The organism is Salinimicrobium marinum (assembly GCF_014651535.1).
GTDB classification, from domain to species: Bacteria; Bacteroidota; Bacteroidia; order Flavobacteriales; family Flavobacteriaceae; genus Salinimicrobium; species Salinimicrobium marinum.
Map to the genome: position 1 here is coordinate 40,210 of NZ_BMXB01000020.1, position 26,407 is coordinate 66,616.

The 26,407-nt window shown below is 40.6% G+C and carries 26 protein-coding genes; 14 read left to right on the plus strand and 12 right to left on the minus strand.

Annotated features, from left to right (window positions below):
• Window positions 1-118: 118 nt before the first annotated feature.
• The 5 genes from yaaA to IE056_RS16605 form a co-directional block, all read right to left on the minus strand.
• A complete protein-coding gene (gene yaaA, locus IE056_RS16585) occupies window positions 119-880 on the minus strand; it encodes a peroxide stress protein YaaA (RefSeq protein WP_189606016.1) in 762 nt (253 codons plus the stop codon).
• Between the two features lie 153 nt (window positions 881-1,033).
• Window positions 1,034-1,366 carry a type II toxin-antitoxin system RelE/ParE family toxin gene (locus IE056_RS16590; protein WP_189606017.1) on the minus strand — a complete coding sequence of 111 codons (333 nt, stop codon included), beginning with the start codon at window positions 1,364-1,366 and terminating at the stop codon, window positions 1,034-1,036.
• Window positions 1,342-1,545, minus strand: coding sequence for a hypothetical protein (locus tag IE056_RS16595; protein WP_229793796.1), 204 nt, complete (start codon window positions 1,543-1,545; stop codon window positions 1,342-1,344). The genes IE056_RS16590 and IE056_RS16595 overlap by 25 nt, the downstream gene beginning before the upstream one ends.
• Window positions 1,546-1,695: 150 nt before the next feature.
• On the minus strand, window positions 1,696-2,748 hold the full coding sequence (locus tag IE056_RS16600) for an RluA family pseudouridine synthase (RefSeq protein WP_189606021.1): 1,053 nt from the start codon (window positions 2,746-2,748) through the stop codon (window positions 1,696-1,698).
• Window positions 2,738-3,355: a PASTA domain-containing protein gene (locus IE056_RS16605; RefSeq protein WP_189606023.1), complete on the minus strand. Its 618-nt coding sequence runs from the start codon at window positions 3,353-3,355 to the stop codon at window positions 2,738-2,740. The genes IE056_RS16600 and IE056_RS16605 overlap by 11 nt, the downstream gene beginning before the upstream one ends.
• A 101-nt stretch (window positions 3,356-3,456) precedes the next feature.
• On the opposite strand from IE056_RS16605, the gene IE056_RS16610 reads away from it, so the two are divergent.
• Complete coding sequence (locus tag IE056_RS16610) at window positions 3,457-4,428, plus strand: D-alanine--D-alanine ligase (RefSeq protein ID WP_189606025.1); 972 nt, start codon at window positions 3,457-3,459, stop codon at window positions 4,426-4,428.
• A 44-nt stretch (window positions 4,429-4,472) separates the two neighbouring features.
• Window positions 4,473-4,925: a pantetheine-phosphate adenylyltransferase gene (coaD, locus tag IE056_RS16615; RefSeq protein WP_189606027.1), complete on the plus strand. Its 453-nt coding sequence runs from the start codon at window positions 4,473-4,475 to the stop codon at window positions 4,923-4,925.
• Between the two features lie 88 nt (window positions 4,926-5,013).
• Here the strand turns inward: coaD and IE056_RS16620 are convergent, their stop codons facing one another.
• A complete protein-coding gene (locus tag IE056_RS16620; RefSeq protein WP_189606029.1) occupies window positions 5,014-7,305 on the minus strand; it encodes a TonB-dependent receptor in 2,292 nt (763 codons plus the stop codon).
• 11 nt (window positions 7,306-7,316) lie between these two features.
• Window positions 7,317-8,603, minus strand: a complete 1,287-nt coding sequence (locus IE056_RS16625; protein WP_189606031.1) for a PQQ-dependent sugar dehydrogenase — start codon at window positions 8,601-8,603, stop codon at window positions 7,317-7,319.
• Window positions 8,604-8,761: 158 nt separating this feature from the next.
• Here IE056_RS16625 and IE056_RS16630 point away from each other — a divergent pair, with 158 nt between their 5' ends.
• Complete coding sequence (locus IE056_RS16630; RefSeq protein WP_189606033.1) at window positions 8,762-10,513, plus strand: M14 family metallopeptidase; 1,752 nt, start codon at window positions 8,762-8,764, stop codon at window positions 10,511-10,513.
• On the opposite strand, the gene IE056_RS16635 is transcribed toward IE056_RS16630, so the two are convergent.
• Window positions 10,481-11,104: an NUDIX hydrolase gene (locus IE056_RS16635; protein WP_189606035.1), complete on the minus strand. Its 624-nt coding sequence runs from the start codon at window positions 11,102-11,104 to the stop codon at window positions 10,481-10,483. The two genes, IE056_RS16630 and IE056_RS16635, sit on opposite strands and share 33 nt — an antisense overlap.
• Before the next feature lie 7 nt (window positions 11,105-11,111).
• Between IE056_RS16635 and pyrE the strand changes: the two genes are divergently transcribed.
• Together pyrE and IE056_RS16645 are read left to right on the plus strand one after the other, a co-directional pair.
• Window positions 11,112-11,753 (plus strand): orotate phosphoribosyltransferase, encoded by a 642-nt coding sequence (gene pyrE, locus IE056_RS16640; RefSeq protein WP_189606037.1) that lies wholly within the window; start codon window positions 11,112-11,114, stop codon window positions 11,751-11,753.
• 5 nt (window positions 11,754-11,758) lie between these two features.
• Entirely contained in the window at window positions 11,759-12,151 is a 393-nt protein-coding gene (locus IE056_RS16645; RefSeq protein WP_189606038.1) for an SRPBCC family protein, read from the plus strand.
• A gap of 2 nt (window positions 12,152-12,153) precedes the next feature.
• Here the strand turns inward: IE056_RS16645 and IE056_RS16650 are convergent, their stop codons facing one another.
• Entirely contained in the window at window positions 12,154-12,885 is a 732-nt protein-coding gene (locus IE056_RS16650; protein WP_189606040.1) for a biotin--[acetyl-CoA-carboxylase] ligase, read from the minus strand.
• Window positions 12,886-12,979: 94 nt separating this feature from the next.
• On the opposite strand from IE056_RS16650, the gene rsfS reads away from it, so the two are divergent.
• From rsfS to IE056_RS16680, 6 genes are all read left to right on the plus strand, one after another.
• Window positions 12,980-13,351: a ribosome silencing factor gene (rsfS, locus tag IE056_RS16655; protein WP_189606042.1), complete on the plus strand. Its 372-nt coding sequence runs from the start codon at window positions 12,980-12,982 to the stop codon at window positions 13,349-13,351.
• Window positions 13,352-13,370: 19 nt separating this feature from the next.
• Complete coding sequence (ftsH, locus tag IE056_RS16660) at window positions 13,371-15,425, plus strand: ATP-dependent zinc metalloprotease FtsH (RefSeq protein ID WP_189606044.1); 2,055 nt, start codon at window positions 13,371-13,373, stop codon at window positions 15,423-15,425.
• 97 nt (window positions 15,426-15,522) lie between these two features.
• Window positions 15,523-16,134, plus strand: coding sequence for an LUD domain-containing protein (locus IE056_RS16665; protein WP_189606046.1), 612 nt, complete (start codon window positions 15,523-15,525; stop codon window positions 16,132-16,134).
• A gap of 1 nt (window position 16,135) precedes the next feature.
• A complete protein-coding gene (locus IE056_RS16670) occupies window positions 16,136-16,939 on the plus strand; it encodes a phosphatidate cytidylyltransferase (RefSeq protein ID WP_189606048.1) in 804 nt (267 codons plus the stop codon).
• Entirely contained in the window at window positions 16,929-17,582 is a 654-nt protein-coding gene (locus tag IE056_RS16675) for a phosphatidylserine decarboxylase family protein (RefSeq protein WP_189606050.1), read from the plus strand. The genes IE056_RS16670 and IE056_RS16675 overlap by 11 nt, the downstream gene beginning before the upstream one ends.
• 13 nt (window positions 17,583-17,595) lie before the next feature.
• Window positions 17,596-17,868, plus strand: a complete 273-nt coding sequence (locus IE056_RS16680; RefSeq protein ID WP_189606052.1) for an acyl-CoA-binding protein — start codon at window positions 17,596-17,598, stop codon at window positions 17,866-17,868.
• Between the two features lie 295 nt (window positions 17,869-18,163).
• Here IE056_RS16680 and IE056_RS16685 read toward each other — a convergent pair whose 3' ends face one another.
• Window positions 18,164-19,669, minus strand: a complete 1,506-nt coding sequence (locus tag IE056_RS16685) for an IS1634 family transposase (protein ID WP_189606053.1) — start codon at window positions 19,667-19,669, stop codon at window positions 18,164-18,166.
• Window positions 19,670-20,026: 357 nt separating this feature from the next.
• Window positions 20,027-22,657, minus strand: coding sequence for a valine--tRNA ligase (locus IE056_RS16690; protein WP_189606055.1), 2,631 nt, complete (start codon window positions 22,655-22,657; stop codon window positions 20,027-20,029).
• A 139-nt stretch (window positions 22,658-22,796) separates the two neighbouring features.
• On the opposite strand from IE056_RS16690, the gene IE056_RS16695 reads away from it, so the two are divergent.
• The 3 genes from IE056_RS16695 to murB all read left to right on the plus strand — a co-directional run bounded on the left by IE056_RS16695 (window position 22,797) and on the right by murB (window position 25,617).
• Window positions 22,797-23,177, plus strand: a complete 381-nt coding sequence (locus tag IE056_RS16695; RefSeq protein ID WP_189606057.1) for a DUF1573 domain-containing protein — start codon at window positions 22,797-22,799, stop codon at window positions 23,175-23,177.
• Window positions 23,178-23,413: 236 nt separating this feature from the next.
• Window positions 23,414-24,604: a pyridoxal phosphate-dependent aminotransferase gene (locus IE056_RS16700; RefSeq protein ID WP_189606059.1), complete on the plus strand. Its 1,191-nt coding sequence runs from the start codon at window positions 23,414-23,416 to the stop codon at window positions 24,602-24,604.
• Window positions 24,604-25,617, plus strand: a complete 1,014-nt coding sequence (gene murB, locus IE056_RS16705; RefSeq protein ID WP_189606061.1) for a UDP-N-acetylmuramate dehydrogenase — start codon at window positions 24,604-24,606, stop codon at window positions 25,615-25,617. Before IE056_RS16700 ends, murB begins: the two co-directional genes overlap by 1 nt.
• Window positions 25,618-25,697: 80 nt before the next feature.
• Here the strand turns inward: murB and IE056_RS16710 are convergent, their stop codons facing one another.
• Window positions 25,698-26,309 carry a fasciclin domain-containing protein gene (locus IE056_RS16710; RefSeq protein WP_189606063.1) on the minus strand — a complete coding sequence of 204 codons (612 nt, stop codon included), beginning with the start codon at window positions 26,307-26,309 and terminating at the stop codon, window positions 25,698-25,700.
• Between the last annotated feature and the right edge of the window lie 98 nt (window positions 26,310-26,407).

Sequence of the window (26,407 nt, forward strand, 5' to 3'; positions counted from 1 at the left end):
GGTTGTATTTGTACTAACATCCTAAGTTATGGAAATTCCTGATTCCTGAAGAAAATAAAAAGAAAAAAGCGGTGAGACACCGCTTTTTAAATACTTTTAACACATTTTCTTCTGAAGTTTACCTCGTAAAAACAAGCTCATTCTTTTTAACCGTTTCTTCTTCACTGTACCTGTAGCCGTCATAATCAAATGCTTTTAGATCATCAAACGTTTTTGCTTCAGAATCAATTATATACCGCACCATAGATCCCCGGGCTTTTTTAGCATAAAAGGAAATGATCTTTAACTTGCCATTTTTAAAATCTTTAAAAACCGGCGTGATTACCGGAACTTTCAACGCTTTTGTATCAACAGATTTAAAATATTCCTGACTCGCCAGGTTTACAAACAGCTCATCCTCCTCCAATTCATTATTTAAATATTCTGTTATATCCTTCTGCCATAATTCGTACAGATTATTCTTCTTCCCAACAGAAAGGTTTGTGCCCATCTCCAGGCGGTAAGGCTGAATAAGATCCAAAGGTTTTAAGATTCCGTAGTAGCCGGATAGAATACGTAAAGTATTTTGAAGGTCATCTAGTTTTTCTGTCGGGATATTATAGGCGTCAAGACCTGTATAAACATCTCCGGCGAATGCATAAACGGCAGGTCGGGAATTCTTTTTGTTGTGTTCCTCCTCAAACTCATGATACCTCGCATGATTAAGGTCTGCCAGCTTATCGCTGACGCCCATCAATTCCGAAATTTCTTTTTTGGACATCCTGGAAAGTTTCCGGTTTACTTTTGCAGTTGTTTCCAGAAATGGAGGTTGCGTACCTCTGGTAGTAGGAAGTTTGGATTTATAATCAAGGGATTTGGCGGGGGAAATAACTATTTTCATATAAGCAGATTTTCCGGAATTGGATTTTTTTTAGTTTAAGGTACTAAAATACTACTTCCTGTACGACTGAAAAAAGCCTCTCTCCTTTTACTTTTAATATTGCTATTGAAAAAGTTGATGGAAAGGAAAGTTAAGGGGATTTTCCGAAGAGATTTATCGGAAATTATCATTCTTAAGTATGCTGTAGAGTTTTTCTGGATCCTGACGATTATCCCAAAATGCCATTATCAAAATCTTTGATTCACCAATCCTGTAAAAAATACTGAAATGTCCCAAAGTGGCTTTTCTCACATCCTGAAGAACAATTTCTATTGATGCATATGGATTTTCAGCTATAAATTCGGTTCTTTCCCAAACCAGTTCAGTCAGGTTTTCAGCGTACCGTGTTGATTTATTCCTCTCTGTCCAATAGTTTAAAATGTGGAAAAATTGAATTTCTGCAGTCTTAGTCCATTCAACGACTAACTTTTCTTGCTTTCCAGCCATTGAAGTGATTTTGACTTTAGATCATCTTGAGATATCGTACGGCCGTTTGCAATGTCTTCTTCACTCATTGCAAGCATAAGCTCTTGTTCCTTCGTTAATTCAAAAGGTCCAGATTTTTCCGCACTTGAAGAAATTAGCGTATCCAGGGCAAGTAAAAACTCCTCGTTTTTGATAGTCAAAATTTGACTTATCAATTTATTCCTAATGTGATCTACTTTTGTCATACCTCAATTTACGATATCCTCTAGCATTTCCAAAAATTAATCTACTTCCATAGCCGGAACAATATTATCCGAACATTATTTAAACAATAGCACTATTCAGCGAGATCACTCTATAACCTCCTTCTGGTTCTTTGAATAGTTTCTCCATTTCTCGATACATTCCTGCATATCTTCCGGAATCGGGGTGTCGAAGCTCATCCATTCTCCTGAAACCGGATGTTTAAAGCCGAGGGTTTTTGCGTGCAAAGCCTGACGAGGAAGAATCTTAAAACAATTTTCCACAAATTGCTTGTACTTTGTAAAAGTAGTGCCTTTCAGGATCCTTTCACCTCCGTAGCGTTCATCATTAAAAAGCGTATGCCCTATATGTTTCATATGAACCCTGATCTGGTGGGTTCTTCCTGTTTCCAGTTTACAGGAAAGCAGTGTTACATACCCCAAACGTTCCAGCACCTTAAAATGGGTAACCGCTGGTTTTCCTTTATCTTCATCATCTCCAAGATAAACGGTATTTTGAAGTCGGTTTTTAGGATGGCGTCCAATATTCCCCTCTACAGTCCCTTCATCTTCCTCCACATTTCCCCATACAATGGCAACATATTCTCGCTCACTGCTTTTGTCAAAGAATTGTTTTGAAAGTTTGGTCATTGCCTGTTCGGTCTTTGCTACTACCAGAAGTCCGCTGGTATCTTTATCGATTCGATGTACCAGTCCCGGGCGTTCACTGCTGTTCTGCGGTAGGTTATCAATATGATAGATCAGAGCATTGATTAATGTTCCGCTGTAGTTTCCGTGGCCCGGATGCACTACCATTCCGGCAGGTTTGTTCACCACGAGCAGAGCATCATCTTCATAAACGATGTCAAGTGGAATATTTTCGGGAGTAAGCAGGAATTCATAGGGAGGATGCTCGAACATCACCTGTACCACATCTCCCGGTTTCACCTTGTAGTTTGATTTTACAGCTACTTCGTTCACATAGATGTTACCATCCTTCGCGGCTGTCTGAATTTTATTTCGGGTAGCACCTTCGATATAATTCATAAGGTACTTGTCCACCCGAAGTGGCTGCTGACCTTTATCGGCTACAAATTTATGATGCTCATAAAGTTCATCATCAGTTTCTTCAGGTTCTGGGTTATTATATTCAGAGTTCATATTCCTCGCTTTCAAATTCATCTATACTTTCTTCTGATTCCTCTTCCATTTCATATCTTTCAGAACCATCCCCTACTACGAGGTCAATTTTAGAAGTTTCCTTCAGTTTTGTTCCGGGCTCCAGTTTCTTGCCTTCATGGCGTAATTCCAAAACATCATTAGAAACATCGGGTTTATAGGTAATCGACCCAATTTCAAAGCCAATGGATCTCAACGTGGGTTCTACTTGTCTTCTCGTTCTTCGTATCAGGTTCGCGGGAATTTCAATGGTTCGATATCCGGAAGGATTCAGGGTTAGATAGATCTTTCGATCCTCCTTCACATATTTTCCAGGAAGTGGCACCTGATCTATTACTGAATAAGGTGGATAATCAGGATTATAATTGGCCGAATCCAGAATCTCCCTGCGCAGCTCCAACTCTTCCAGCCGCTCGTCTACCTTGTCCAGACTTAGCCTCGCAAGGTTCGGCACTTCAATACGCTGATCCTGATTGGTGGAATAATCCAGCCATTGAAGCGTGATAAATACAATTAAAACCAGAGCCACAACGGCTAAAACTATTTGCAGCAAAAAGGTTTTACTGAAAAGAAATTTAATGAAATTCATAGAGTTCTTTAAAAAAACAAAGATATAAAATCAGGTGGTTTTGCAGACATTCATTTTATAGTCCTACTTTTGTTAACGGAACTTACTATGTATTATTTGTAATGAAGAAAAATATTGCCATCGCAATGGGTGGTTATTCTAATGAGCACCGCATTTCCATCAACAGCGGAAATGTCGTTTATAAGAACCTTGACCGCAGCAAATACAATCCTTATCGGGTACACATTCTTCAAAAAGAATGGTTTGTGGTTGCCGATGATGACACTCCCTACCCCATTAACCGAAGTAATTTCACCGTAACCATCAAAGGGAAGCTCATCGCTTTTGATTGTGTTTTCAATACCATTCACGGTACTCCCGGGGAAAATGGACTCTTACAGGCTTATCTTGAATTGCTGGGAATCCCTCAAACTACCTGCGGATTTTATCAGGCGGCACTCACTTTTAATAAACGGGATTTGATAAGTGTCTTAAAACCCTACGGCGTAAAAACTGCTACCAATTATTTTCTGAATAAAGGGGAAGAGGTGCATCCTGAAGAAATCATCGCAAAAGTAGGTTTGCCCTGTTTTGTGAAAGCCAATAAAGCGGGGAGCAGCTTCGGAATTACCAAAGTAAAAAATGAAGACGACCTTATTCCTGCAGTAAAAACAGCTTTTAAAGAGGATGACGAGATTATCATAGAGTCTTTTTTGGACGGGACAGAAGTTTCCGTAGGAGTCGTGATGTACGAAGGAAAAATACTGGCCTTGCCGGTAACTGAAATAATTTCAGAAAATGAATTTTTCGATTATGAAGCAAAATACCTCGGAAAATCACAGGAGATAACCCCGGCCAGAATTTCAGAAGAGCAAACTTCGGAAGTACAGGAAGCAGCAAAGCTCATTTATTCCAAGCTGAAGATGAAAGGTTTCACCCGATCGGAATTTATTTTTCATAATAATCAGGCGCATTTCATCGAGATGAATACCACCCCCGGGTTAAGCGAAGCCAGTATTTTACCTCAGCAGTCATTAGCTGCAGGAATTTCTTTGCAGGATCTCTTCGGAAATGCAATAGAGGCAGCAATTTAAAATACATGATCTTTATCTTATTTAAAAAACCTGAAAAAGACATTATGAAAAAAGCGGTTTTTCCAGGATCTTTTGATCCTATCACTTTAGGACATACAGACATTATCGATCGAGCCTTGCCTTTATTTGATGAAATCATCCTGGCCATTGGGATCAATGCAGATAAAAAATATATGTTTTCACTGGAAGACAGGGTTCGTTTTCTAGAGGAAACCTATAAAAATGAATCGAGGATAAAAGTTACAACCTACAACGGACTTACAGTAGATTTTTGCAAAGAACAGGACGCTCCTTTCATCCTTCGCGGCCTGCGTAGTGGAACTGATCTTGATTATGAAAAAGCCATCGGACAAACGAATTTTAAACTCTCCGGAATTGAAAGCGTCTTCCTGATCACTTCCTCCGGAAAAAGCCATATTTCATCCAGCATTGTAAGGGATGTCATTAGAAACGGCGGTGATTACACCTTTATGGTGCCCGATGTGGTGAGGAAGTAATCTTTGTTTCGTTTTTCCACAAGTGCATAAACTAATTTCCCTAGCATGTCACTCCTTCACATCTTCACTCCGCCACTTCATCACAATTTCAAAACAAATACTTCAGTTGCACTCCTCCAAAGTAATTCCTTGGGTTTCCGGGATAATAATACCTGGGAGCTGAACCTCCGAAGCCTACGGAGTTGGGGATGATACTCGCAGCATAAGCTTCATCAAAGATGTTATTGACTCCGCCGAAAAACTGGGTTTCAAAACCTCCCGGCAAATTTAGATTATACGATGCTTTCAGGTTAAGCAGGTTATAATTGTCATTGAATCCGGAGTTGGCGTCATCCAGCGGCATCTCTCCCTGATGCTGAAAAACAGCATGAAAATTGAAGCCGGGATCGGTAAAGATGTCGAATCCTGCGGTGATGCTTCTTTCGGGTACTCCGGGAAGTTTGTTTCCGGAGTAATCGATTCCGTCATCTGTAAACTCATCGAATTCGAAGAAGTTAAAAGCAGCATTGACATAGGGTCTCGCCTGGATGCCCCGGGTTAGATCGAAATTGTAGTTCAGGAGAAATTCTATACCGTTGTGATCTGTTTTTCCGGCGTTACGCCCAATATATTGATCCTGCCCTACACGTTCTGCAACCAAAAGATTTTCCACCTGGATCGAAAACAAAGCTACTTCAGTGTATAACTGGTTGTTGAGCCAGTTTCCTTTAAAACCAACCTCATAATTAATTCCGGTTTCTGGCTCTAAATCTGTATTGATTTGCCCTTCAGGAGTCAAAGTTTCAGCAACGGTGGGTGTTGAAAATCCGTGGCTAATACTGGCATAAACACTTTTATTTTCAGAAACATTATAAACCGCTCCCATCCGCGGAGAAAGAATCGTTTCAAACCTGTAGTCACCCGATTGATCTACCTCATCACGGTTAAAAAGATCTGTAAGTTTGTATTTCGTGGTATTGAGATTTACTCCCGTTTCCAGCTGAAATGCTTCTGAAAAGGCAAAATTCCACTGTGCAAAGAAGTTATAGTAATTCCTGTCCTGATTATTGTTGCTAAGGCTATTCCCGGCAACACTTCCCTCTCCTGGAAAATCCTCATATAAGTTCTCAAAAGTGGCCGTGTCATACCATTCGCGGTAAATTTCAGATCCCACGCTGAATTCAGTTTCTATTCCGGCGAGATCAATTCCGAAGTTAAATTTTGTCCTGGCACCGGTCGCTACTTGTTCTTCTTTCAGAATATCAAATGGTCGCGGTTCATAAGCATCCCTGAAATTCATAAAGATGCTGGTGGTATTATAAAAATTATCGGAGAAATTGTGCCGGTAAGACAAGCCGAACAAACCTTTGTCATAGGATTCATACCCCTGAGCAGCACCCCAGGTGTAAGCTGCGGAAGAGGGATCATGTTCTAAAGTTTCCCTATTTAAAGAACTTGGAATATACGCCATAAGTCTTGTAAACTGAGCCAAAACAGAGAGCGTACCGTTATCACTCCCGCTCACTCGGCCGTGAACAGTAAAGGAATCCCGCTCATAGTCGCCGTTTTCCCGAAAGCCATCACTTTCAAGATGATTATATGCGGCTACCAGATTGGTAGATCCGGAAGCATGTGCAGCTTTGACTGTGTTTTTCATGAGTCCGAAACTCCCGAAGGTATGTCGGGTGCTCGCCTGCGTCCCGTCCTCGTCTGCATCTGCGGCGTAGAGATTGATCACGCCACCCAGTCCTGCGCCATAAACGCTCGAGTTAGGGCCTTTTATGATCTCTGCCCGTTCTATCATCGACTGGTCAATATCATCCAAAGTGGTTTCCCCTTCGGCTGTTGAAATGGGAATTTCTTCAAAATATGCTTTTACGCGGTTGGTGCTGTACTGTGAACGGGCACCAATCCCGCGAATACTAAGTTTATTTGTGTTTAAAGCCCCCTGGTGCACATATACTCCGGGTGCCGTGTTGATGACCTTCACAATATTTGTTTCATCAAAACGCTCAAAATCTGTTTCAGAAATGATACTTACAGCTGCCGGTGTTTGTCGCAGCTCGTTAGGAATTATGGTACTGCGAAGCACAATTTCGGAAAGTGCTTCTGCCTCCGGAAATAAATACACCGTAAGCTCTTCCGCTGCATTTCGCACCGTTAGTTCTTTATTCACAAATCCCAGCGCAGAGAATTCGAGCCTTACCGGAAGCCTGGATACCACAAGGGAAAATTTTCCGTCTTCTGCAGATACGGTTCCGGTTGTTGCATCTGCCACTTTAATGGCAACACTGGCCATGGGTTCTCCAGAAGCAGCGTTCAGGACGGTTCCTTCTACTTGCTGGCTAAATATATTTCCGGAGCAAAAAAGCAGTAAAAAAATGAGGATATTCTTTTCCAATAGTAAAATTTTTATTCAGCTGAAACTTTCCAGATTATGTTTGCATCATCGTCATTGACCAGCAAAGAACCATCGGGCATCGTAGTTACGCAAACCGGCCGGCCGTATACGGTGCTTCTTTCTTCGTTGGCTATAAATCCTGTAAGAAAATCTTCCGGTTGTTGCGGTTTTCCATTTTCAAAAGGAACAAAAACTACTTTATAGCCTGAAAATTCTGCACGGTTCCAGGAACCATGTTGTCCTACAAAAGCTCCGTTCTTATATTTCTCCGGAAATTGATCGTGTGTGTAAAACTCGAGTCCGAGTGATGCTGTATGCGGTCCCACGGAAACATCTGGCACTATTGTTTTTTCTACCAGCTCCATATGCGGATCTTCTGCCCAACGCGGATCCTGAATTTGCCCAAAATAAGAATAAGGCCAGCCATACCAGCCACCTTCCTGTACACTCGTAATATAATCGGGCACCAGATTATTACCGATTTTGTCCCGTTCATTTACGGCTGTCCATAATTCCCCGGTCACCGGATTCCAGTCCATCCCCACCGGATTTCTTAGTCCGGCTGCAAAAACTCTTTCTCCAGATCCGTCAGGATTTACTTCAAGGATATTTGCGCGTCGCACCTCCCTGTCCATTCCATATTCCCCCACATTACTGGCAGAACCAACGGAAATGTATATTTTATCTCCGTTTTTTCCAGCCAGTAAATTACGGGTCCAGTGATTATTGTATCCTCCTGCAGGAAGTTCTACGATCTTTTCACCTTCGGCTTCTATTTTCATCTGGCCGGGCTCATATGGATACCGGTAAAGTCCGTCTGTATTTGCTACGTAAAAATAACCATCCAAAATCAGCATTCCATAAGGCTGATTTAAATTTTCCATAAAAATTCCGCGTTCATCTGGCATACCATCATCATCGGTATCTCTTAAAATGCTGATTCTGTCGGCACTGTTTTCGGTATTCGCTTCGACTACAAAAATATCGTTATTGGGCGCAATGTAAGTACAACGGGGATGCTGAAAACCATCGGCGAAACGGATCACTTTAAACCCTTCCGGAGCTTTGGGCGTTTTATCTTCAGGCCAGCCGATGACCTTACTTTCCTTTTCCACCGATTCCGAAGAAAAAGGAGGTACCAATGTCAAAGGACCAACAGCAGTTTCCACAACATCGGGAGGACGATTGGCTAATTCATTTTTCCGTTCCTCACTTAGATCCTCATTCACCTGTGCAAATGCAGCAAAATGAAATACCAGCAAAAACAACAGGAAATACAGATTTTTAATACGTTTCATAAAATTTTTTTTTAAAATTAGTCGGAAATTAGGTTGTAAAAAAGTTTGCGACAGCTATTAGTTTTTCTTTAACAGGAATCTATTTCGCCGGAATAAAGTTTAATATTGGCTGCTTTTAGACTTTTTGGCTAAGTTTACAGCCTAACAATATGTACCAGATGAAGAGATTTTTCCCTGTTCTACTCCTTTTATTCATTTTTAGTGCCTGTGATTTTTCTAATTATATTCTTGAAACAGATTATGATTTTGATACGGTTTTTGAAAAATCTGAAGGAAAAGAAACAGCCACTTACCCGGAAGTTATCGAATACTACAGTAATCTGGCTGCAGTTTATTCTAATGTGAGCATTCAGGAGATGGGGATCACAGACAGTGGAGAGCCATTGCATCTCGCAATCTTTAGTCCAAACGGAAATTTTGATCTTGAGGAGTTACGACAAGATCATAGTATCCTTTTGATCAATAACGGAATTCATCCGGGAGAAAGTGATGGGATTGATGCTACTATGATGTTGTTCCGCGATCTGGCACAGGATTCTATTACAGTTCCTAAAAACACCGTGATTGCCACTATTCCCGTCTATAATATTGGTGGTGCTTTAAACAGAAATTCAACTACACGCACCAATCAGAATGGCCCTAAAAGCTACGGATTCAGAGGGAATGCCCAAAATTATGATCTTAACAGAGATTTTATCAAAGCCGACACGCGAAACACCCTCGCCTTTTACGAAATCTTTCACACAGTAAAGCCCGATGTATTTATTGACAACCACGTAAGCAATGGCGCCGATTACCAATATACCCTCACTCATTTATTCACACAGCATAATAAACTGGGAGGAGACCTCGGAAAATATCTCCATACAGAGATGATGCCCGGCCTTAGAAAAGCCCTTGAAAGAAAAGAGTGGGATATTACTCCCTATGTGAATGTTTTCAACGAGGTGCCCGAAAAAGGCTTTACTCAGTTTCTGGATCTGCCAAGATACTCCACGGGATACACCAGCCTCTGGAATACCCTTGGAATGATGGTAGAAACGCACATGCTAAAACCTTACGACAAAAGAGTTTTGGGTACATACGAATTAATGCGGTCTATGATCGACATTACTGACGAGGACACGAAGCTCATCAAAAGAATGCGTGCACAGGCGAACAGGAACTCCAGAAAAATAACCAATTTTGAATTCAATTTTATTCCCGACAGTACAAAACCATCTACGTTGCAGTTTAAAGGATATGAAGGCCGGGAGATCAGAAGTGAAATAACCGGATTTCAGCGGTTGGAATACGATACTACCCAGCCATTTACCAAAGAAGTTACCTACTACAATAACTTCAAACCCACCCAACAGGTAAAGATTCCGAAGGGATATATCATTCCGCAGGGATGGTGGAATGTTATTGATCTATTGGAAGCAAATCAGGTAAAGATGCAGGTTTACGAGAAAGATACGGTCTTACAGGCAGAGTCCTATCGCATAGCTGAATATCAAACCAGGAATTCACCCTATGAAGGACATTACCTTCATTATGATACCAGGGTAGAAAAAAGTACCACTGAAATAAAGATAAGAGAAGGTGACATTTTTGTCCCTACAGATCAACCTGCTATAAGATATCTCCTGGAAACCCTGGAGCCGGAAGCTCCTGATTCCTTCTTCAACTGGAATTTCTTCGACAGCATTCTTCAGCAAAAAGAAGGTTTTTCACCTTATGTTTTTGAAGATATTGCTGAAGAACTCCTGGAGGATTACCCCGAGATCGAGGAAGAGTTTATTCAGAAAAAGCAAAACGACAGCGAATTTGCCGCCAGCTGGTATGCACAACTGGAATGGCTACACAAACAATCTGATCATTACGAAAAAGCTCATTTACGATACCCAATTTTTCGCGTAGCCAGATAAGTATTCTTCAGGAAAAAGAAGTTTGATATTCCCGTACGATTTTTCGAGAGCCTTTTTGGCTTTATCAGAATTTTTCCATTTCACTTTTTTGATGCCTTCGCTTTCTTCAGGTTCAAGAGGCCCCGTATAATCGGTTTTCATCCTGTACCAGTGGGTTACCTTAAGTTTATACTTTCCGTTTCGCTGAAAAATATGATAGGTTTCCTGCAAAAATTCGGTGATCTCAAGATCTTTTACTCCTGTTTCCTCCTCTACTTCTCTAATGGCACCTTCTTCCAGACTTTCCTTTTTTTCAACTTTACCCTTTGGAAGATCCCACCTGCCATTTCTGTGAATAAACAGGATCTCATCCTTTTGGTTAAAAACAAGACCACCTGCAGCAGTCACCACAGGTAATTTTTTTAAAAGATGTTTAATAAGCTTCTCCTCTTTTTTATGGTACAAATTCACATAGAGCAGCCTACCGTTGGTGATATTTTTAATAATTGCCTTAAATTCGGCTTTCTTTAGAGGTATGGAAGTATATTTTTCACCCATATCCTCTTTTGTAGAAAGAATTATAGGAATATCATTTACAAAAACTTTATACATTTGCAGTATGATTTTAGATAAAGAAACAGCAAGAAAGACTGCTGAGTTATTGTTGCAAATTAAAGCAATAAAACTTGATGCACAAGAAAGTTTTACATGGGCCAGCGGATGGAAATCCCCTATTTACTGTGACAACAGAATTATACTTTCTTACCCTCCAATTAGAAATTTCGTGAGAGAGAACATGGCCAAACAGGTAGAAGAGTTGTACGGCCGGGCAGATGTCATTGCTGCTGTGGCTACCGGTGCCATTGGAATTGGAATGCTTGTTGCGGAATATTTAGGCCGCCCTTTCATCTATGTAAGACCAGAGGCAAAATCTCACGGCCGCCAGAATCAAATAGAAGGAAACCTTGAAGAAGGACAAACGGTAGTGGTTATTGAAGACCTCATAAGCACCGGAAAAAGCAGCCTCAATGCCGTAAAGGCAATTAAAGAAGCCAAAGGAAATGTAAAGGGAATGCTTGCCATCTTTTCTTATGGTTTTGATACTGCGGAAGAAAACTTTAAAGAGGCCAATGTTGAACTGCATACCTTGAGCAATTATCAATATCTCCTGGAGGTAGCTCAAAAAACGAATTACATCAATCAGTCTGAAGCTGAAACTTTACAGGATTGGAGAAAAGATCCTGCAAACTGGAAAAAATAAAAACTATGGAATTAGAAAGTCAAAAAGTAACTGTACAGAAAAGCCAGCAGGAATTATATAATTTCCTGACAGACGTGGAAAATTACGAGCAAATCATGCCCGAAAGCAAAGAGAAATTTGAAGTTAAATCAAAAGACACTTTTGCTTTTGCATTAAAAGGAATGCCCGAAATTCAACTTCAAATTCAGGATACAAGAGAACCAGATTTGATCGTGCTGGGTTCAACCTCAGATAAATTTAATTTCTCTCTTGATGTTGTTATTGGAGACGCCGGGGAAAACCAAAGCGAAGCACAGTTATTCTTCCACGGAAAATTTAATGCCATGATGTCAATGATGGTAAAGGGACCTTTAAAAAAGTTTATTGGCAATCTGGCAGAAAACACAGCTAAACTTTAAGCCTAAAAACAAAGTTTAATTTCTTTAAGTTCAAATTCCTTTATAGTCTCATTTTCCGTTTTCACCAGAAGTTTTCCGCTTTCGGAAACATCTTCAATGATTCCAGTGAACATGGTAAGATCGGGTAACTGAAACGTAGACGGTACTCCAAGACGAAAAAGCTGACGCCTGTACACCTTCATGATGTCCTCATCCTGAAGGTGTTTCATGGCACTAAGACCATCTTCAATGGACTTCAGCACTCCCTCCAGAACTTCATCCAGATCGAAGTTATGGCCTGTGAGCAGTTTCATCGATCCGGCAGTTGGTAATCCTCCAAAGTCGGTTTGATTCACGTTGAGTCCCACCCCAATTACAGAAGCAGCCAGTTTACCATCAGAAATAACATTTTCGATGAGGATTCCGCATAGCTTTTGGTTTGCTGCCATAATGTCGTTAGGCCATTTCACCTTCAGCCTTGGCACACTAAATTTCTGAAGGCTTTCTACAATGGCTGTAGCCACCACGGCACTGAGCAAAAACTGGTGCCCCGGAGTCACATCGGGCTTAGGCCATAGAATACTGAATGTAAGGTTTTGCCCCGGATTTGCCATCCAGCTGGTGCCCCTTTGCCCCCTGCCCTCTAACTGTTCTTTTGCAACAATACAGGTAGCTGTTACAGCAGGTTTTTCCTTAAACATTTCACGCGCAAACGAGTTTGTTGATTTGATGGCATTAACTTTGATAAGATGCATATGTAAACTATAGATAATGCAGGCGTTAAATGTTACGAAAACCTGCTCTTAAAAAGAGCAAAAAGTAATAACTTTGCGCAAAGAAATAAATTTAATGGCAAAAAAAGAAAAGAACAACGACATACTTATTGCACATATAATCAAAGGGATCGAGGAAGTAAAAGGAAATGACATAGATATCCTGGATCTGCGGGACATAGAAAACACCGTGTGTGATTATTTTGTTATCTGCAACGGAACTTCAAATACGCAGGTAAACGCCATAGTAAATTCCATTCAGAAATCGGTTAGCAAATCACTGAAAGACAAACCCTGGCACATAGAGGGATCTGATAATGCCGAATGGGTCCTGATGGATTATGTAAACGTGGTAGTACATGTTTTCCAGAGGCATATAAGGGAATTTTATGATATTGAGAGCCTGTGGGGAGATGCCAAAACAACATCCATTGAAACAAATTATTAAGATATTTAAGTAACAGAGAATGGCCAAAGAGCAACCTAAGAAAAATCTGGACCCAAAGAAGCCGAAGTTTAGCGCATATTGGATTTATGGCGCAATCATTTTGATCTTCCTTGGTATTAACTTCTTTAGCGGAAGTGGGTTCAATGAACCTGAAAAAACAAACCCTGCCGAATTCTTGACTTTCCTTGAAAACGGAGATGTTGAAAAAGTGGTTATAGTAAATAGAAATCAGGCACGCGTTTTTCTTTCAGAAGAAGCAAAATCGAAAGAAGTACATCAGGGAACTACCGAAAGTGAATTATTTCCTTCAGGAGACACCCCCGATTACACTTTTGAATTTGGAGATCTTCAAAATCTTGAAGATGACATTCGGGAAGTAAAAGCAGAACAGAATATCAATACTCCGGTAGTATTTGAATCTCAACACAACGTTTGGGGAGATATCTTGCTTACGCTTCTTCCGTTTATCCTTATCATAGGGATCTGGATCTTCATCATGAGAAGAATGAGCGGTGGTGCCGGTGGCGGTGCTGGCGGACAGATCTTCAATATTGGAAAATCGAAAGCAAAACTTTTTGATCAGAATACAGATGTCAAAACATCTTTTAAAGATGTAGCAGGACTGGAAGGTGCAAAAGAAGAGGTTCAGGAAATTGTAGATTTCCTTAAAAACCCTGATAAGTATACTGCCCTTGGAGGTAAGATCCCAAAAGGAGCCTTATTGGTAGGACCTCCGGGAACCGGTAAAACCTTGCTTGCAAAAGCTGTTGCCGGCGAAGCAAAAGTTCCGTTTTTCTCTCTATCAGGATCAGATTTCGTGGAGATGTTTGTAGGAGTTGGAGCATCCCGAGTACGTGACCTGTTCAAACAGGCCAAAGAAAAGTCGCCCGCTATTATTTTCATCGATGAGATTGATGCCATTGGGCGTGCCCGTGGCAAGAGTAATTTCTCTGGTTCTAACGACGAACGGGAAAATACCTTGAATCAGCTGTTAACAGAAATGGATGGTTTTGGCACTAATACCAATGTTATTGTGATTGCCGCAACTAACCGTGCAGATGTACTGGATAAAGCCTTGATGAGAGCCGGAAGGTTTGACCGTCAGATCTACGTTGACCTACCCGATGTTAGGGAACGACAGGAAATATTTGATGTTCATTTACGTCCCCTTAAAAAAGTGGCAGACGAACTTGATACAGAATTTATGGCAAAACAAACTCCGGGATTCTCTGGAGCAGATATTGCCAATGTGTGTAACGAAGCTGCTTTAATAGCTGCCCGTCAAGGAAAAACTGCCGTTGGGAAACAAGATTTCCTCGATGCAGTAGATAGAATAGTTGGTGGCCTGGAGAAGAAAAACAAGATCATCACTCCTGAAGAAAAACAAGCCATCGCCTTCCATGAAGCAGGTCACGCCACCGTAAGCTGGATGCTGGAACACGCCGCACCCTTGGTAAAAGTTACTATTGTTCCTCGTGGACAATCTCTTGGAGCCGCCTGGTATCTTCCGGAAGAAAGACTTATTGTAAGGCCCGAGCAGATGCTGGATGAAATGTGTGCTGCAATGGGTGGTCGTGCTGCCGAAAAGGTAATGTTCAACAAAATATCTACCGGAGCTTTAAGCGACCTCGAAAAAGTAACCAAGCAGGCAAGAGCCATGGTCACTATCTATGGATTGAATGAACAGGTAGGAAACCTTACTTATCACGATTCATCAGGACAGGGGGAATATAATTTCACCAAACCATACAGTGAGAAAACTGCTGAATTGATCGATAAGGAAATTTCTAACCTAATCGAAACACAGTACCAGAGAGCTATTAAGTTACTGGAAGATAATAAAGACAAGCTGACTCAGCTGGCAGAGATCCTGCTCGATAAAGAGGTTATTTTCAAGGATAACCTGGAAGAAATCTTCGGAAAAAGACCCTACAAAAGCAGGGATGAGATCATGAGTGGTGAAAATGCTAAAAAAGAAGTGCCGGTAAGAGAAGAAACAGTGACTGAGAAGTCTCTTCCGACAGGTCCAGAAACTGAAAAAGTTACTACTGATAATACTTCAGAAGAAAAATAGTTGATGAACCGGTAAAAAATCTTAATTTACTAAAAGTATAAGTTAAGATTTTTTACCTTTGGTTAAAATGCTACTCAGCGTAATACTTAAAACTTATATGAGTCTATTTAGAAATTTTTTAAACCCTAAATCTAAATCAGACAAAGGTCAGGATCAACAAGAAAATTCTGACCGTAGCAAGTATATGCCAGACGTAAAATTACCCACAGATGAGCGGTTCATGCTCAACTTCAAAAATAATGGTGGGAAATTCCTTTATTGTGAGAGTAATGAGGAAGTGATGGAAGTTTTCGACAATATTATGTTGGAAAATGATTGGTATGAAAAGAAATCTTGTTGCTTTGATTCAGGATTAAGGGAGAAGTTTGCAGATTATAATTTAGAATTTACATTTTCAGGGGAAGCTGCCTTCTTTCTTTCCACCTGTGAATATTTAATAGCCAATGATGGCTCTATTTTGATTTCTTCAAATCAAATCAAGGAAAAGAAACTGGGAGAATTACCCTATAATTTCGTAATCCTGGCCTCCACCAGCCAATTGGTAGACGCTATTGGAGAAGGACTTCGGGGAATCAAATTCAAAAACCGGGACCGTATACCTTCTAATATTACCACCATAAAAAATTTTGAAAACAACAAGGAAGGAGACTTCATGAGTTACGGAAGTAGTACAAAAAACCTATATTTGCTACTTTTGGAAGATTTGTAACATGAAGGAAAATATTATCAGGGGATTATCGGGTGTAATGTATGTTTCTATTCTCGTAGTCTCTATTTTCTCATCTGAATTTGCTTTCACTACACTTTTCCTCTTATTTGGCTTCATCTGCCTTAGAGAACTACAACGTTTACTGCGACTTACCAGCATACTCAGTTATATTTTATTAGTAGCTCTTTTCTATTTCTTCAGCTATGCACGGCTGAGTCCGTATGGTACTACTGCACTTTTACTAACCACTATTTTTGTGAATATGTTCCTGGTAAAGGACCTTGTGATCGTGCACAAAATACCACTCTTTGAAAAAAAGAAGTACGTCATTATCATTTTCTACTTAATTGCTTCCCTTATATTCCTTACGCTTATTCCAAGTTATAACGGTGATTTTACCCCGGAACTGGTGATTGGAATCTTTAGTCTTATTTGGATTAATGATACTTTTGCATATCTTGTAGGGAAGAACTTTGGAAAGAGAAAATTATTTGAACGCATTTCCCCTAATAAAACCATAGAAGGCTTTTTAGGTGGTTTGGTGTTTGCTGCACTTGGAAGTTATGTGGTGTTTTTAATAACAGACCTTCTAAACATTCTTACCTGGTTAGGACTTGCCGTGATTCTGAGTATTTTCGGCACCCTGGGAGATCTTATCCAGTCAAAGTTCAAGAGACAGGCAGGAGTGAAAGACAGCGGGAAATTAATGCCCGGGCATGGCGGATTATTAGATCGGCTTGACAGTATCATATTTTCCAGCCCATTTGTTTATGGTTATTTACATCTATTGAATTATGTTTCATAAAGAAGGATACAAAATAATGGCAGTTACAGTGGTTTTACTAATCCTGGTAAACCTGGCTGCACAAGCATTCATTTTAACCGATTGGATCAAACTGGTGATCCTCATTGGCACCATCATCCTTTTCTTCCTCATCGTACAATTCTTCAGGAACCCTGAAAGAAAAACCGATATTAGCGACACCCATGTGGTTGCTCCTGTAGACGGGAAAGTGGTGGTTATTGAAGAAGTTTTTGAAAAGGAATATTTCAAGGATAAAAGATTAATGATTTCGGTGTTTATGTCCCCCATTAATGTACATGTCACAAGACATCCTGTAAACGGAAAAGTAAAATACAGTAAATATCACCCCGGAAAATATCTTGTTGCCTGGCATCCGAAAGCCAGCGAAGAAAATGAACGAACCACAGTAGTGGTGGAGAATGAAATTACCGGAGAAGTCCTGTACAGGCAAATTGCAGGAGCCCTGGCAAAAAGGATCGTCAATTATGCCGAAGTCGGCAGGGAGGTCGTGCAGGGAAGCGATAGTGGATTCATTAAATTCGGATCCCGGGTAGACGTATACTTACCCCTCGGAACTGAACTGGAGGTGACTCTCAATCAGAAAGTAAAGGGAGGTATTACCGTACTCGCCAGGAAATCATAGAAACCACACCCACATGTCTTCAGAAAAAGATCTTGATACTGCCTTTCAGGAAGCATACGAAAAGGCGAGCAATACTTCCCAGAAGTTTCCGCCAGACATTATGCTAATGTTCTATGCCTATTACAAACAGGCTACGGAAAGCAGCGGTATTTATATCACTCCCCCGGGTAGAAAAGATGTAAGGAATGCTTTTAAACTAAATGCCCTGCTACAAATTAAAGGCATAAGTGTGGAAGAAGCAAAGCGCAAATACATCGAAATGGTGAATGAATATATTACGGAATAGCATTTAGTTCTCAGTCCTCAGTTTTTCAGTCTTCACAAAACAATCCTGTTAGGAAACTTCTTAAAAGTCTGAAAACCAGGATAAATTTATTGATTCTGCAATATTTGCTCCGTCCAAAATCAATATCTTCAGTCACGTAAACAGGCAAAAAAAATCTCTCCTGATAGTGTGTATTCAGCGGTTTAGCAGGTATTCATACCCTCCACTGATTTGCAGCGGCCAGTCCTCCGCCTCAGTCTTCAAAAGATTCATGAAAATGAACTTTTTCCTGACTTCCGCACTGGGACACCCTGACTTATATTTTTATTAAGGAAGCAAAATATTTTTGCTCTTGCATGAGTAATAACAGCTTACTTATTTTGCTTCCGCTAGGAAGTTCGAAGGTTATTTCATGAATATTCTCCGCAATTTCTATGGCTTTGTTAGCACTTATAGTAGCTTTCTTTGCCTTGAGTTGCCGCTCCAATTCTTTAAATACTTTATAAGCAACGAAGGATATACAAATATGTGCTTCGATGCGTTTTTGTAGTCGGTGGTAGATGGGTCGTATCTTTAAATCCGTTTTGGCTATACGAAAAGCATACTCAATTTTCCAAAGGTGTTGGTAATTCTCAATGATTTGTTCTTTTGGCAGTTTTGTGTTGGATAGATATCCTTTGAGTCCATCCCATCTTGCATCCTGCCTAAGCTTCTCCGTGTCAATAGCCACAGTAATCTCTCCCTCGAGTTTCAGGAACTTATTATAGCTTCTGTTGTTGATGTTAGATTTGGTAAGTTTCCCTCTTCGGATTTGTTTTTCCAGTCTCCTGAGGCCTTTTTCTCTGTTGTAGCGATCTTTTTTTGCCCTATCTTCCGAATAGGTGATAATGAGCTTTAAGGCTCCTTTATTGATGACAGCACTGTCTCCATGGTTTAAATCAAGTGCCAGTATTTTGTCCTTGACATCCTGGGTTTCATTTTTAATCCTGGCTCCCAATATAAATTCATAGCCTTTGTCTTGAAGGTTATCAATATTGCTTCGGGAGAGTAGGCCACTATCAGCAATAATGATAAGCTTGTCCAGGTTGTATTTCATTTTGAAGGCATCCACCACTGGAAGCATGGTATGTCCTTCGAACTTGTTGCCTTCAAAAATCTCATAGGCTAGCGGGTAACCATGTTTACTGACCAGTAGCCCTAAGACAATCTGCGGATTTTGATGTTTTCCTTCCTTAGAAAAACCTGTCTTACGCAATTCATCCTCCTGATCAATTTCAAAATACAAAGTGGTCACATCATAAAATACGACACTAATATCCTGATTAAGGATCTTTTTAGTATGTTCAAAACTGATCTGTTGTGCCAGCTCTTTTTGTTTGTCGTGAAGCTTGTCCAGATACCGATAGATCTGATCCTCATCGTAGTGAACTTGCTTAAACCGGTACAGATAATCCTTTGTCTTAAGCTTACTTTTAGGAAAGGCAATTCTGGCGATCACCAGGTCTTTGAATAAATCATCTTTTATTTGGTTAAAGCCAATTTCATCAAATATTCTTCCCAGCAACAGATCATAACCGACACGCTTTAATTCGGTAATGGAATTAAGCATTAGCTCCATCTGTTCTTTTTCATTTGAAAAATCAAGCTCCAGGGTACTTTCCCTATCGGTAATCCAGGATTTAGCAGTTTTAACCAGATTATTTATTTCCTCTTTATCAGCACTATTACCTGCGGTATGTATAACACGATACTTACCTGAAGATTTATCAATAACCTGTACACTAATTTTTCCGCTTGGATTTTTCTTTTTTCGAACAAACATGCTCAAAATTACCAAAAAAACACCTCAGGACACCCTAAAATCTAATTACGAAACAATAATCATCTAAAAATGTGATACTTATGTTTTTAAATCAAAAAAAGTGCGGAAGTCAGGAGTCTTCAAAAGATTCATGAAAATGAACTTTTTCAAAGTTTGGAACTTTGGAAAAGTTCAAATTCAGTTATACGTTTTCTTCCACTAGAGAAGAGCCTGAAAATCACAAGCTAGAAGTAACAGCATTTAGCAAATAATCAATTGGTGAGGATAGTTGTTTTCTCAGATCAACCTACCGCATTCAAGATAGGCTATACAATTAATTCACCGTAACCGCTCCCCGACCACTGAATACTCTCCACTTTATTCCAGCGACTTCAGACTCGCAAGGATCGCTTCGATTTTAGCCTCGGCATCGCTTTTCTTTTGCTGCTCGATTTCCACCACTTTTGCAGGGGCATTGTTCACAAATCGTTCGTTTGAAAGTTTCTTTTCAACTGATTTTAAAAATCCGCGGTTATAGGCAAGCTCTTCGTTTAGCTTCTCCTTTTCTGCCTCCACGTCTATTGCTCCGGAAACAGGAATAAAATATTCATTGGATTTCACCCGGAAGGACAAGGCACCCTGAATTTGCTGATCCACATTTTTGATCATGGAAATATTCCCCATTTTTTCGATCACCGGATTAAAAGCATCAGAGAATCCCTCATTATTCAACACCTGTAATTCTATCTGATCCTTGAAAGCAATATTTTTTTGTTTTCTGATCGTCCTAATTCCCGACACCACTTCAGAAGCTACAGCAAAATCTGCAATGATCTTATCATCTGCAGGTGTAAGCTCTGGCCAGGATGCAATGATAAGGGCCTCTTCCGGGGTACGTTCTTTTAGCTGCTGCCAGATCTCTTCCGAAATAAAAGGCACGAAAGGATGAAGGATCTTTAAATTATTTTCCAGGATCTCCACTGCGGCATTATAGGTCACCGCATCCATAGGAGCGCCGTAAGCAGGCTTTATCATCTCGAGGAACCAGGAACAGTAATCATCCCAAACCAGCTTGTAGGTCGCCATCAAGGCGTCGCTCATACGGTATTTTTTGTAATGGTCTTCGATCTCGGCCAGGGCTTTCTGAAATTTCGACTGATACCAGGAAATGGCAATTTTTGAAGCTTCCGTTTGTTTGGCATCTTCAGAAATTTCCCATGACTTCAACAATTTAAAGGAGTTCCATATCTTGTTCACGAATCCACTACCCTGTTTACACAGGTCTTCTTCGAACATCAGGTCGTTTCCTGCGGGAGAGCTTAATAGCATTCCTACCCGCACTCCATCGGCTCCGTAATTATTGATCAATTCCAGAGGATCTGGTGAATTCCCCAATGATTTGGACATTTTTCGGCGCTGCTTATCGCGAACAATTCCCGTTAAGTACACATTCGAAAATGGCTTTTCGCCGCGGTATTCATATCCTGCAATGATCATTCTTGCTACCCAGAAAAATAAAATTTCGGGAGCAGTTACCAGGTCGTTGGTTGGATAGTAGTAATTGATTTCTTTATTATCGGGTTCCAGGATTCCGTTAAAGACACTCATTGGCCACAGCCAGGAGGAAAACCAGGTATCCAAAGCATCTTTATCCTGTTGCAGAGAATCTGCGGTCAAAGCACTGTTTCCGGATTTCTCAATTGCCTTTTGCAAAGCCTCTTCCTTTGTTTCAGCAACTACAAAATCTTCTTTTCCTTCCCCATAGTAAAATGCAGGAATCTGTTGTCCCCAGATCAATTGCCGGGAAATATTCCAGTCCCGTACATTCTCCATCCAGTGTTTGTAAGTGTTCAGAAATTTATCCGGCACAAGATTCACTTCTTTTTCAAGCACGGCATCCAAAGCGGGTTGCGCCAGATCTTTCATTTTCAGAAACCACTGATCGCTTAATTTCGGCTCAATAACAGCCCCGGTTCTTTCACTGGTTCCTACTTTGTTCACGTGATTTTCAGTCTTCACGAGAATCCCTAAAGATTCCAGTTCTTTTACGATGGCCTTGCGCGCTTCAAACCTGTCCATTCCCTCATAATGCATTCCGAAGGAATTCAAAGTAGCATCATCATTCAGGATGTCAATTACTTCAAGGTTATGCTTATCCCCAAGCATCTTATCATTCTCATCGTGCGCCGGAGTCACCTTTAAACACCCGGTACCAAACTCCACATCTACATATTCATCTTCAATGATAGGAACAACGCGGTTATTTAACGGCACGATGGCTTTTTTACCTTTTAAGTGCATAAATCGTTCATCATTCGGATTTATACATATTGCGGTATCTCCAAGGATAGTTTCAGGACGGGTAGTAGCGATGGTCAAGGTCTCATCGCTCCCCTCGACTTTATATTTCAGGTAGTACAGGAATCCCTGTCGTTCCTGATGTATTACTTCTTCATCGGACAAGGTAGTTTTCGCCTGCGGATCCCAGTTCACCATTCGGTAGCCACGGTAGATCATTCCTTTATTGTAAAGATCAACGAACACCTTTATGACAGAAGCTGACATGTTTTCATCCATGGTGAATTTTGTCCGTTCCCAGTCACAGGAAGCCCCGAGCTTTTTAAGCTGTTCCAGGATAATTCCGCCGTGCTTATGCGTCCATTCCCATGCATGTTCCAGAAATTCTTCCCGGCTAAGATTGTTTTTATCAATTCCTTCGGCTTTCAATTTCGCAACAACTTTAGCTTCTGTAGCGATCGAAGCATGGTCTGTCCCCGGCACCCAGCATGCGTTATATCCTTTTAAACGCGCACGCCTGATAAGAACATCCTGGATCGTATTGTTAAGCATGTGCCCCATATGCAGGACTCCCGTAACATTTGGCGGAGGAATCACAATGGTGTACGGCTCTCTTTGATCAACTTCTGAATGGAAATAACCATGGTCCATCCAGTATTTGTACCATTTATTTTCAACTTCCTGAGCTATGTATTGTGACGCTGTAGACATTCTTTGGTGCGGTTTTTGAATAATTTTAGCAAAAGTAAATATAACTTCAGGATTAAAAAAGGCAAAGAAATGGAAACTAAATAATTTGCTGCTTAAAAGAAACAAAGTATATTTACAATCGTGTTAAAACCAAAATAGTATGAAAAATTTAATCACAACGGCCATTTTTATTTTTGTAGGATTCGCCGTACAGGCTCAAGACACTGCAAAAATGGAATTTAAGTCTGAAGTAATAGACTATGGTGAAATAGCAAGAGGAAGTGACGGTGTAAGGACATTTGAATTCACAAACACCGGAAACACCCCACTGGTAATTACCAATGTAAGCTCCAGTTGCGGCTGCACTGTTCCTAAAAAACCTGAAGAACCTGTTCAACCCGGAGAAACCGGCGAGATCCAGGTAAAATATGATACTAAAAGGGTTGGACCCATTAGAAAAACCATTACCGTATATTCGAATGCCGAAGAACCTGCAAAATCTTTAAAGATCAAAGGGAAAGTTCTTCCGGACAATAGCTAATCACAGCATACCTGGACATAAAACCTCTCCCAAATTCCGGAGAGGTTTTTTATTTTCCGCCCGTTGCATTTGAAGATTTTGAACCTTTCTTCCACCTTGGGCGAATTATCAATTATTGAAAAGTTAATAATACCTCTCTTTTTCTTCTAAAACACCTTCTTTAAAGCCCAAATTTTGTTCAAAATAGCAAATAGATTATTTAATTTTTGCAACTTTGTAGGCTTAAAAAAAGAACCATGCCGAGTATCTCAAAAAAAGGGCTTTCAATGCCCGAATCTCCTATAAGAAAACTAGTTCCTTACGCTGAAGCTGCCATTAAAAAAGGACGAATCATATACCAGTTAAACATTGGCCAACCGGATATTAAAACTCCCTCAAATGCCCTTGCTGCTGTAAAGAATAATGACATTGACGTGCTGTCTTACAGCCACTCAGCAGGGTTTGAAAGTTACCGTGAAAAACTGGCTCAATACTACACGAACCACGACATCAAAGTATCTTCCAATGATTTGATCATAACCACCGGTGGATCTGAAGCGCTGCTTTTTACCATGGGAAGTATTGCCGATGCCGGGGATGAAGTAATTATTCCGGAGCCTTTTTATGCGAACTATAATGGTTTTGCAACCTCATCGGGAGTAACAGTAGTACCCGTAAAATCAAAAATAGAAGATGGTTTTGCCCTTCCTCCTATTTCTGAATTCGAGGACCTCATCACCCCCAGAACAAAAGCAATATTAATTTGTAACCCCGGAAATCCGACGGGTTATCTGTACACTCAGGAAGAAATTCAGCAACTAGCTGAAATTGTGAAGAAACACGACCTTTTCCTGGTAGCCGACGAAGTGTATCGGGAATTTGCTTACGAAGGAGCCAAACATTACTCGGTCATGAGCATTCCGGGACTGGAGGAACACGCTATCATGATTGATTCCGTTTCCAAACGATACAGCATGTGTGGAGCGAGAATTGGATGTCTTGCTTCCAAAAACAAGCAGGTGATGGCTACCGCCATGAAATTTGCTCAGGCCAGACTTAGTCCTCCAACCTTTGCCCAGATTGCCAGCGAAGCTGCATTAGACACTCCTCAAAGCTATTTTGATGAAGTGATCGAAGAATATTCTTCCAGAAGAAACACCTTAATCGCAGGACTTGAAGGAATTGAAGGTGTAAAAGTAGCCAAGCCAATGGGTGCATTTTACTGTATCGCCCAATTACCCATTGATGACGCCGAAGATTTTGCAAAATGGCTACTGGAAAGCTTTCAGCTGAACAATGAAACAGTCATGGTCGCGCCTGCAGCCGGCTTCTATTCCACTCCGAATACAGGATTGAATCAGGTGAGAATCGCCTATGTACTTAAAGAGGAAGACCTGCTAAGATCCATAGAAATTTTAAAAGTAGCTTTAAAAGAGTACAAAGCTTAATGCAAACGGTTTCCAACAAGTCTCTTAAGGAGTACAACACCTTTGGCATTGACGTCACGGCCAAAACATTTATTTCCGTTGAAACAGTAGAAGAATTAAAAGTTGTTTTGTCGAAACAGTATGCTTCAGAAGTTTTTATTCTTGGGGGAGGCAGCAATATGCTCCTCACCCGGGATATTGACAAAAATGTACTTCACGTTAATTTAAAAGGGAAAGAGATTTTAAAGGAAACCGAAGATGAAGTATACGTCCAGGCGATGGCCGGAGAAACCTGGCACGACTTTGTGCTTTGGTGCATTGCGCAGGATTTTGGCGGACTCGAAAACCTGTCCCTCATCCCTGGAAATGTAGGCACCACCCCAATCCAGAATATCGGAGCTTACGGAGTGGAGATCAAAGATACTTTTGAGTCCTGTACAGCCCTTCACATACAAACCCTGGAACTTGAAAATTTTGACCTTTCCGGTTGTGAATTCGGATACAGGGATTCAGTTTTTAAGAATGCTTTAAAGGACCAGTATATTATCACCAGTGTCATTTTCAGACTTTCAAAGAGGAATCACAAACTGAACACCTCGTATGGATCTATTGATCTTTTTTTAGCTGAAAAAGGCATTGAAAGTCCTACTTTAAAAAATGTTTCAGATGCGGTGATCGAGATACGCCAGTCCAAATTACCCGATCCCCGGGAACTGGGAAACAGTGGAAGCTTTTTTAAAAATCCGGTGATCCCGAAGGAAAAATACGAAGAACTGAAAAGAAAATTTCCGGAAATGCCTGGCTATGTTTTTTCAGAAACTGATGTAAAGGTTCCCGCAGGCTGGCTCATTGATAAAGCCGGATTAAAAGGCTACCGGGAAGGAGATGCCGGCGTACACAAAAAGCAGGCGCTCGTACTGGTGAACTACGGAAATGCTTCGGGCAAGGATATTCTGAACCTTTCTAAAAAAATTCAAAAGGAGATATTCGACCTTTTCGGGATTCAGCTTCAGCCGGAAGTAAATATTATATAAAACCAATTCATACCACATAAAAAAACTGCGGGAAAAGAAATTTTTCCGCAGTTTTTTTATGTGGGGTCTTTAGTATTCTATTATTCCTGCAATTCCACATTAGTCTCGACATCCCCGGGTAAAATTACCGCGCTTATGATATGAACCAATCCATTGGTTGCCTCAATATCAGATTCCAGAATGGTTGCCCCGGCGCCGGCACGGCCTCTTACCAAAATGCTGTCGTTCTGCATACTTACCAGCAGATGTTCCCCTTGTAGGGTAGGCAGGGAAAAGGTTCCGTTGTTCTGCTCAATTCCATTTCTCAGGGAATCTGCCGTGACCTCTCCTTCTACTATTAAAAAGTTGATTTCATCATTAAAATCAACATCGTCAAGAACATTTTCTCCGTGCTCACGGTGCAGGTAGCTGTAAGCGTTGTTACTGGGAGCAAAAACCGTATAGTTTTCTTCCTCATCAAGATTTAGTTCTGTAACATTCATCCTGTTGGCGAAAGTACTCAGTTCAGGATTTCCCTTTATGGTGACCTGTACATCATTTACTGATTGGTTTTGCCGTTCTACAAAAGTCTGGCCTTCTGCCTCCTCAGTCATTTCCAGTTCATCATTTTGATTTTGTTTGCTATTATCCTGGCAGGATACAAATACCGTCAGGAGCATACTTAAGATCAATAAAGATTTATTTATTTTCATATGTGTTTTATTTTATTTTTAATCAATTAGGCCCAAAACTCTCCCGTAGGGCTTACTGCTCTATGTCCAGTTTCCACTAATTAAAGTGTGCTATAGGC

Bases quoted from the DNA above. Each gene is read 5' to 3' on its own strand.
- yaaA (WP_189606016.1), bottom strand. From the start codon at position 880: ATGAAAATAGTTATTTCCCCCGCCAAATCCCTTGATTATAAATCCAAA.
- IE056_RS16590 (WP_189606017.1), bottom strand. From the start codon at position 1,366: ATGGCTGGAAAGCAAGAAAAGTTAGTCGTTGAATGGACTAAGACTGCA.
- IE056_RS16600 (WP_189606021.1), bottom strand. From the start codon at position 2,748: ATGAACTCTGAATATAATAACCCAGAACCTGAAGAAACTGATGATGAA.
- IE056_RS16605 (WP_189606023.1), bottom strand. From the start codon at position 3,355: ATGAATTTCATTAAATTTCTTTTCAGTAAAACCTTTTTGCTGCAAATA.
- IE056_RS16610 (WP_189606025.1), top strand. From the start codon at position 3,457: ATGAAGAAAAATATTGCCATCGCAATGGGTGGTTATTCTAATGAGCAC.
- coaD (WP_189606027.1), top strand. From the start codon at position 4,473: ATGAAAAAAGCGGTTTTTCCAGGATCTTTTGATCCTATCACTTTAGGA.
- IE056_RS16625 (WP_189606031.1), bottom strand. From the start codon at position 8,603: ATGAAACGTATTAAAAATCTGTATTTCCTGTTGTTTTTGCTGGTATTT.
- IE056_RS16630 (WP_189606033.1), top strand. From the start codon at position 8,762: ATGAAGAGATTTTTCCCTGTTCTACTCCTTTTATTCATTTTTAGTGCC.
- IE056_RS16635 (WP_189606035.1), bottom strand. From the start codon at position 11,104: ATGTATAAAGTTTTTGTAAATGATATTCCTATAATTCTTTCTACAAAA.
- pyrE (WP_189606037.1), top strand. From the start codon at position 11,112: ATGATTTTAGATAAAGAAACAGCAAGAAAGACTGCTGAGTTATTGTTG.
- IE056_RS16645 (WP_189606038.1), top strand. From the start codon at position 11,759: ATGGAATTAGAAAGTCAAAAAGTAACTGTACAGAAAAGCCAGCAGGAA.
- IE056_RS16650 (WP_189606040.1), bottom strand. From the start codon at position 12,885: ATGCATCTTATCAAAGTTAATGCCATCAAATCAACAAACTCGTTTGCG.
- rsfS (WP_189606042.1), top strand. From the start codon at position 12,980: ATGGCAAAAAAAGAAAAGAACAACGACATACTTATTGCACATATAATC.
- ftsH (WP_189606044.1), top strand. From the start codon at position 13,371: ATGGCCAAAGAGCAACCTAAGAAAAATCTGGACCCAAAGAAGCCGAAG.
- IE056_RS16665 (WP_189606046.1), top strand. From the start codon at position 15,523: ATGAGTCTATTTAGAAATTTTTTAAACCCTAAATCTAAATCAGACAAA.
- IE056_RS16670 (WP_189606048.1), top strand. From the start codon at position 16,136: ATGAAGGAAAATATTATCAGGGGATTATCGGGTGTAATGTATGTTTCT.
- IE056_RS16675 (WP_189606050.1), top strand. From the start codon at position 16,929: ATGTTTCATAAAGAAGGATACAAAATAATGGCAGTTACAGTGGTTTTA.
- IE056_RS16680 (WP_189606052.1), top strand. From the start codon at position 17,596: ATGTCTTCAGAAAAAGATCTTGATACTGCCTTTCAGGAAGCATACGAA.
- IE056_RS16685 (WP_189606053.1), bottom strand. From the start codon at position 19,669: ATGTTTGTTCGAAAAAAGAAAAATCCAAGCGGAAAAATTAGTGTACAG.
- IE056_RS16690 (WP_189606055.1), bottom strand. From the start codon at position 22,657: ATGTCTACAGCGTCACAATACATAGCTCAGGAAGTTGAAAATAAATGG.
- IE056_RS16695 (WP_189606057.1), top strand. From the start codon at position 22,797: ATGAAAAATTTAATCACAACGGCCATTTTTATTTTTGTAGGATTCGCC.
- IE056_RS16700 (WP_189606059.1), top strand. From the start codon at position 23,414: ATGCCGAGTATCTCAAAAAAAGGGCTTTCAATGCCCGAATCTCCTATA.
- murB (WP_189606061.1), top strand. From the start codon at position 24,604: ATGCAAACGGTTTCCAACAAGTCTCTTAAGGAGTACAACACCTTTGGC.
- IE056_RS16710 (WP_189606063.1), bottom strand. From the start codon at position 26,309: ATGAAAATAAATAAATCTTTATTGATCTTAAGTATGCTCCTGACGGTA.